This is a genomic window from Mycobacterium sp. NGS24 (assembly GCF_059813065.1).
In genome coordinates this window covers 1-588 of record NZ_JCALDW010000044.1, presented here as the reverse complement: position 1 = coordinate 588, position 588 = coordinate 1, and the positions used below count along the sequence as shown (strand labels likewise).

1 pseudogene is annotated in these 588 nt (G+C 59.4%); it reads left to right on the top strand.

From position 1 onward, the window contains the following. Nucleotides 1-588 (top strand): annotated as a pseudogene (locus AC5Y6Y_RS25755) (PPE family protein); the annotation flags it as partial.

Here is a 588-nt window from a genome sequence, read left to right as displayed (position 1 = left end):
GGGCAATCAGGGTGGCCTGAATGTGGGTGGCGGCAATGTCGGTGACCTGAACTTCGGGTTGGGCAACGTGGGTGGCAGCAACTTCGGTGGCGGTAACCTCGGTGACTTCAACTTCGGTTTCGGTGATCTGGGCAGCAACAACTTCGGGTTCGGCAACCTCGGTGACGGCAATATCGGGTTCGGTAACTCCGGTAGCGGCAATATCGGGTTCGGGAATACCGGTAGCGGCAATATCGGGTTCGGCAACAGCGGTAACGGTAATTTCGGGTTGGCCAACTGGGGTGATCACAACTCCGGTATCGGCTGGTTGGGCAGCGGTAACGTCGGCGTCGGTGGCTTGAACGCGGGCAGCGGCAATATCGGGCTGTTCAACTCCGGGAACAACAACGTCGGGTTCTTCAACTCCGGTACCGGTAACACCGGGATCGGTAACGCCGGTGATTACAACACCGGTATCGGCAACACCAGCATCGCGAACACCGGGATCGGTAACACCGGCAGCTACAACACCGGCGTGGGTAACACCGGCAGCAACAACACGGGCAGTTTCAACGCGGGCAGCTTCAACACCGGTGATGCAAACCCCGG